The following is a 5,817-nucleotide window of genomic DNA, read 5'->3' on the forward strand; positions in this document are numbered from 1 at the left end:
AGGCATTCGACGACCACGGCATCTCGCTGAGCGCCGGCCATCGCGAGCCGCATCCGCCCGCGGGCCGCACCATCTGCGATGCGCTCATGGCCCTGATCCCCGGCGAGATGACGTTTGCGATCAACAGCAAGCTGCTCGCGCGCGGCGTCACGGCGTCGGACAAGGAAGTCGGTGCCGCTGTCGCGTTCGCCTATCGCGAACTGAAGCTCGTGGTGGAGCCCGGCGGCGCCGTCGGTCTCGCGGCGCTGCTGGCGGGGCGTCTCGACGTTGCCGGCAAGAACGTCGTCATCGTGCTCTCCGGCGGCAATGTCGATGCGGATTTGTTTGCGGAGCTGGTGGCCTGATCGTCATTCCGGGGCTCGCGAAGCGAGAGCTCGGGATCCATTTCCGCACTGTCTCTGCTGCACGATAGATTCCGGGCCTGCGCCTCGCGGCGCATCCCGGAATGACAAGAACTAACATGACAAAGGGGCAGAGCGTTGCCGCTCTGCCCCTTTGTTTTATCGACTTCGAGGTTCGAATGCGCGGCTTGTTCGGTGCAACCTCTCCCGCTTGCGGGGGAGGGAGCGCACCTTCTTCTTCGCTCGATCAGTGCATGAAGCCGCGATGGTTGTTACCGCCGCCATTCATGCTCGGCGCCTGGTTCATCGACTGCCGGAAGTTGTTGCCGCTGTTGACCATGCGGGTCGGCGTCGTGTTGAGCTGCGGGCGCTTGTCCTGCACGTTGTTCTGAACCTGCACCTTGTTCGCCGGGTTGTTGTTGAGCTTCACGATGCCGGTGTTGCCGTTGTTAACGCGGATCGGGTTGTTCTGAGTCTGGACCACCGGCTTCGTCTCGATAGTCGTGCCGCCCTTGCCGACATTCACGGGCATGCTCACGATCTTGCCCGGCTTGCCGTTGACGTTGCCGCCATTTGGGGTGTTGGTCGCTGGCAGGGTGACGATCCTGCCAACGCCGCCATTGGTGTTGGTCGTGTTGGTCGGCGCAGGCAGGGTGACGATCTTGCCCGGGGGCTGCGACGGCGTGCCGTTCGGCTGGCCCGGCTGGTTGTTGTTGCCCGAGGGCAGGTTGACGATCTGGCCGCCATTGCCGAGCTTGCCGATGACATTGCCGTCGACCGGCTTCTGGACGACCGGCAGGTTGCCGCCCATCTGCGGCCCACCATTACCCTGCTGCGAGGGCATGTATTTGGGCTGGCCGAGATTGCCGATCTTGAAGGTCGGGGCAATGTTCTGCGGCGCCAGGAACTTGGTCGCCTGCATCAAGGGGATCTGCTTCGGCTGCGCCTGCAGGTGCAGCGCGACTTGCGCATAGGGGCTGTTGCCGTAGCTGTCATAGAAGGTCTTGTAGCCGAGCGGCGAGTTCACGAGCACCGCCTTGTGCCAGGCCTGCGAGAGCAGGATGTTATTGAGCAGCCAGCGGACGTGGTCGCACAGCGGGTCGTGCGGATACATCTGGATGAACTCCTGATAATATTCCGGCCGGCCCTCGGACACGACGTAATCATAAGCCTGGCGCGTCGAGCGGCTCGGCAGGTTGGCCGCCATCTGCACCACCGGCGCCTTGACCGGCGCGCGGTTGGCGGCGACGGCGGTGTCGCCGAAGAAGGTGAAGTCGCTCGTGAGCGAGGAGCTCTCCCACGGAATCTGCGCGCCGCTGGTGGTCTGGTTCACCTGCAGGCGCACGCGCTTGAACAGCTGCTCGATCGGCACGTTGGGCTCGCGTGCGACGTTCAGGAAGGCTTGCGTATACGGGCTGTGGCCGCCAGTGCCGTCGAGCGCTTCGGCGCCCGGCGCGGTCGAGTAACCCACGATCGAGCCGTTCGGCGCATCGACGATGGCAAGGCCGCGGCCGGCGTCGTTCACGCTCGGGAACGGATTATTGCGGCAGGCATCGAGGATGACGATGCGCATGCGGCTCGGGATTGTCTCCAGCGTCGACATCACGTCGACGAGGCGCACCGAATTGCTGACGAGCTCGGTGGGGTTGGAGATCTTCGCGTCGACCGGAACCAGGTAGTTCTCACCGGCGAGCTGCACGCCGTGGCCGGCATAATAGACCATCGCCACTGTGTTCGGACCGCGCGAAGCGACCTTGGCGGAGAAGTCCTGGACGACGCGGAGCATGTCGTTCTGGGTCAAATCGGTTGCTGAGACCACTTCGAAGCCGGCGGAGTTCAGGAACTGCGCCATCGATTGCGCGTCGTCGTCGGGGTTCGCAAGCTGCGGTGCGTTTTGGTAGTTCGCATTGCCGATCACCAGCGCCACCCGCTGCTCCGGGCCTTGCAGCGCGGTGGAGGCGGGCTGGACAGGGGCAACCTGCGCGGAAGCGGGCCCGCAGGCGAAGCCGAACAGGCTTCCCAGCAGACCCGCAGTCATCAGGAAAGGCTTTAGGCGGAACATGGCGTGCTCCTCTGGCACTGATCTCGATGCGAGATTGGTTGCGAGGAAGCTTGGCCGCGTTCGAGGTTGAAGTCCGTGATCCCAATCACCATGGCGATCAACGTGATCTGAATCACGCTTGGAACCTGCTATGGTTAGCGATCGATTGGGAGGAACCGCCGTCACATGCTGAAATCGATCGATCCGATCCTGACGCCCGACCTGCTCTGGCTGCTCGCTTCCATGGGCCACGGCGACGACCTCGTGGTCGTCGACGCCAACCACCCGGCCACGCACATCGCCCGCAGCACGTCGTCGCAGCGCCTGATCCAGTTGCCGGGCATGACGATGGAGACGGCCGTCCGCGCCATCATGTCGGTCTATCCGCTCGACGATTTCGATCCCGACCCGGTGCGCGTGATGATGCCGGTCGACGATCCCGACCGCGTGCCCGACGTGCAGCGCGCAGTGCTGGCCGAGATCGAACGCGCCAGCGGCAGCACCATTGCTCCCGGCAAGCTCTCTCGGGCGGATTTCTATCGCGCGGCAGCGGCGGGTTTCGGCGTCGTGCAGGTCGGCGACAGCAGGGGCTACGGCTGCTTCCTGATCCGCAAGGGAGTGATCAGTTAGCTGGACTGGCGCATCAGCTCCGACGGCCAGCCGATCCGGACGAGGAGGCCGTCGGGACCGTTGATGCCCACTTCATACATGCCCCATTCGCGGTGACGCAGCACGCCGCCGGGGCGGATGATCAGATCGTCCACGCGCGCGGCGATGGCCTCGACGTCTGGCGTGCGGATGAAGACGCCGAAGGGATTGTGCTCCGGCACACGCCATGGGCCATCGCCGGCTTGCGTGAGATGTACCTCGCATCCCCAACCGCTCATGATGACATAGCCGTCATCGCCGCCCGTCCGCGCAAAGCCGAGACGTTCCCAGAACGGCTTGGCGGCAGGAAGATCGTTGCTCGGAATGATCGCGAAGGCGCCGACGCGCGGGTGCTCAGACATGGGTCCACTCCGGAACTTGCAAGACGTTTCGCGCAGCACTCGTGCTGCACCTTGCAAGCCTATCGAGAGAAGCCGATGAGCAGAAGCGACGAAAAGCCTCGCACTCGAATTTGAGTGGTCTTCTCGCATCCGCCTGTTTATTGTCGAACCATGTCTCGCCTTGTGTGTCTATCTGTTGCCATCATCCTGTCGCTGCTGCCCGCCACAGCGCCCGCTGCGTCAAACAAGCCTGCTAAGCCGGTCTGGAAAGGCTACGGCTTCCTGCCGGGCTATCGGCAGCCGCTGAGCAACAGCATTCCGCTCTACAAGCAGAAAGACGCGATGCGCCGAATGTCGCGCGCCGACCGACGTCATTGGTATATCGACCCGGTTCCGCAATATTACCGTTGGGACGGCGAGTGGCACTATTTCGGCCGCCCCGGCTTCAACGGCGGCCGCTACAATGGCGGCAGCTTTGGTCCGTGCTGGACGCGCACGCCGATCGGGGCGGTGTGGAATTGCGGGTGATCGGCCGGTCGCCGAGTGCGGCTAGGGGAAGCTTCGGACGACCTCGATCAGTCCGACGATTGCGGCATTGAAGGCATCGAGCTCTTCGGCCGGAATCCAGTACTCCAGATGCGAGCGCCCGCCGGCTTCCTGCACGTCGTACCTCGCGATGAAGCTTCGCTTGACCTCGAAGCGCGTCACGAAGCCCGTGCCGCTGGCCGGGACATTCCAGTCGCGCGCGATCTTGATTGCATAGTCTTCGGTCAGCACCGGATAGAAGATCGGCTGGTCAGGCAGGCGCGGGGGAAACGCGCGCATGCCGGTTTGCTGGATCAGCTCCAGCTCTTTGGGACCAACGGGACGCCAGAGGGTGAGGGTGTCTTCGGTGGGTGTCATCATTCAGCCGAGGGCAAATATGCCGAGAATTAAGAGGAGAGCCCGTAATAGCGTCGATAAGAATCGAGCTGTCGCTGGGGTGTAAAGCCCTCAAAATCCGTGGCGTACTTATTGTCTTCCAGCACAGCGAGGAGCGCTTTCGCCTCGGAAGCACTGCTTGCTTGCAGAAATGCTTTAGTAGTCTCAAGGCCAGCCCCGCAGGCGAGCTGAATGTCGATGTAGCATGACGCATCGAAAGAGGACATCTTGGCTCTATAGATCAGAAGAGCGTCGCTCGGGATGCCTGCCGAGAACAGCTGTATGCACAAGAGCCTCAATGGCTCATTGCTTTCTCGATTGCTGTCAGCAATCGCAGTTTGGATCATCCGGCGGATCTCCGGAAGATCGGCAGCATCCGGAGTGAGGCCAAAGCGCGCGAGCAGGTCATTTTCGTCCATGGCGATACAGGGTCTAGCGAAGCTGCGGCGTGGTCAATAGCCGGGACACGAGAGTGAGCGGCGCAAGCCCATCTAGCTCCGTCACCCTGAGGTGCGCGCTCTGCGGCGCGAATGCGCCGTGGAGCAAGCCTCGAAGGGCGACGGCCCGGCTGCATCGCGGCCGTGCATCCTTCGAGGCTCGGCTTGCAATGCTTTCGCATCGCAAGCCTCGCGCCTCAGGATGACGGGACTGGAAGCTGCACTCGTCCTTACGAGAAGAACGCGATCTTTTCGGCCTGGGTCATGCGGCGGATCGGCGCGAGGGGATCGTTGGCGGGCGCGCGAGGCTTCTGCAGAATGCCGCTGGCGAGGATGGTGGCGCCGAGCGAGGGCTCGGGCAAGGACGCGGACAAGGATGCAGACAGGGGTGAGGGTATCGGTGGCAGCGTTGCTGCTGGTGCTGCGGCGAATGTCGCCGTCGCAGCCATGGCCGGGACCTGCTGCTCCATCACTTCGGCGGCGGCCTCCGCAATGGCGTCGGTAAGGCGCGCGAGCGAGTCCATCGCGATGGGCGCATCCGCGACCTGCTCTTCCATCACCGGGGCAACGGCCGGCAGAGGTGCGACCGGCTCCGGAAGCTCGGCGGCAACGGGCGCTGCGGGCTCCGCTGGCCTCGGTTCCGGAGTGGCGGTTTCCATCTCGACCGTTGCGATGATCTCGTCGAACTCCGGATCCGGCGCGGCCATCTCCATCGCGATGGCCTCGAGCACGGCGTCGTCTTCGGCTTGCGCGGCAGCGTCGAGCGCGAATGCGTCAGCGGTGTCCGTGACCGGCTCTTCAAACGAAACGTCTTCAGGCGTGGTTTCTCCAGGCGCGACACTCTCCGGCGCCACATGGTCGAGCGCGGTGTTTCCGACAGCGATCTCGCTTTCGGCCGCAATCTCCGGCGCGACGGCCGCGTCCATTGCTTGCTCGGCCTCGGCGAACGCTTCGGTGGCGACGGCCGCTTCCACGAAGGTTTCGGGCTCGGCAGTTGCCACGACATCCTGTGGCGGCTCCGTAGAAGCCACGGGGGCTTCGCCGGCCATCGCTGCGGCTGCGGTCGGGGCAGGCGCGGTCTCGGCAGG

At 63.9% G+C, this 5,817-nt stretch carries 7 protein-coding genes and 1 pseudogene; 3 read left to right on the forward strand and 5 right to left on the reverse strand.

Annotation, left to right across the window (positions count from 1 at the left end):
- A partial coding sequence (locus MOV74_RS29390; RefSeq protein WP_246930164.1) for a pyridoxal-phosphate dependent enzyme occupies positions 1 to 344 on the forward strand: 344 nt, incomplete at its 5' end.
- Positions 345 to 588: 244 nt separating this feature from the next.
- Here the strand turns inward: MOV74_RS29390 and MOV74_RS29395 are convergent.
- The gene (locus tag MOV74_RS29395) at positions 589 to 2,403 is read right to left on the reverse strand and encodes a caspase family protein (RefSeq protein ID WP_246930165.1); all 1,815 of its coding nucleotides are present in this window, start codon (positions 2,401 to 2,403) and stop codon (positions 589 to 591) included.
- Positions 2,404 to 2,568: 165 nt separating this feature from the next.
- On the opposite strand from MOV74_RS29395, the gene MOV74_RS29400 reads away from it, so the two are divergent.
- Positions 2,569 to 3,012, forward strand: coding sequence for an RbsD/FucU family protein (locus MOV74_RS29400; protein WP_246930166.1), 444 nt, complete (start codon positions 2,569 to 2,571; stop codon positions 3,010 to 3,012).
- Here the strand turns inward: MOV74_RS29400 and MOV74_RS29405 are convergent.
- Positions 3,009 to 3,392 (reverse strand): VOC family protein, encoded by a 384-nt coding sequence (locus MOV74_RS29405; RefSeq protein ID WP_246930167.1) that lies wholly within the window; start codon positions 3,390 to 3,392, stop codon positions 3,009 to 3,011. The genes MOV74_RS29400 and MOV74_RS29405 overlap by 4 nt on opposite strands.
- 150 nt (positions 3,393 to 3,542) lie before the next feature.
- On the opposite strand from MOV74_RS29405, the gene MOV74_RS29410 reads away from it, so the two are divergent.
- Complete coding sequence (locus tag MOV74_RS29410; protein ID WP_246930169.1) at positions 3,543 to 3,899, forward strand: hypothetical protein; 357 nt, start codon at positions 3,543 to 3,545, stop codon at positions 3,897 to 3,899.
- Positions 3,900 to 3,920: 21 nt separating this feature from the next.
- On the opposite strand, the gene MOV74_RS29415 is transcribed toward MOV74_RS29410, so the two are convergent.
- From MOV74_RS29415 to MOV74_RS29425, 3 genes and pseudogenes are all read right to left on the reverse strand, one after another.
- The gene (locus MOV74_RS29415; protein ID WP_246930171.1) at positions 3,921 to 4,274 is read right to left on the reverse strand and encodes an ADP-ribosylation/crystallin J1; all 354 of its coding nucleotides are present in this window, start codon (positions 4,272 to 4,274) and stop codon (positions 3,921 to 3,923) included.
- A 29-nt stretch (positions 4,275 to 4,303) separates the two neighbouring features.
- Positions 4,304 to 4,711: a hypothetical protein gene (locus MOV74_RS29420; RefSeq protein WP_246930173.1), complete on the reverse strand. Its 408-nt coding sequence runs from the start codon at positions 4,709 to 4,711 to the stop codon at positions 4,304 to 4,306.
- A 248-nt stretch (positions 4,712 to 4,959) separates the two neighbouring features.
- Positions 4,960 to 5,817 (reverse strand): annotated as a pseudogene (locus MOV74_RS29425) (hypothetical protein); the annotation flags it as partial.

The sequence above is a fragment of the Bradyrhizobium sp. SHOUNA76 genome (genome assembly GCF_023006445.1).
GTDB lineage: Bacteria > Pseudomonadota > Alphaproteobacteria > Rhizobiales > Xanthobacteraceae > Bradyrhizobium.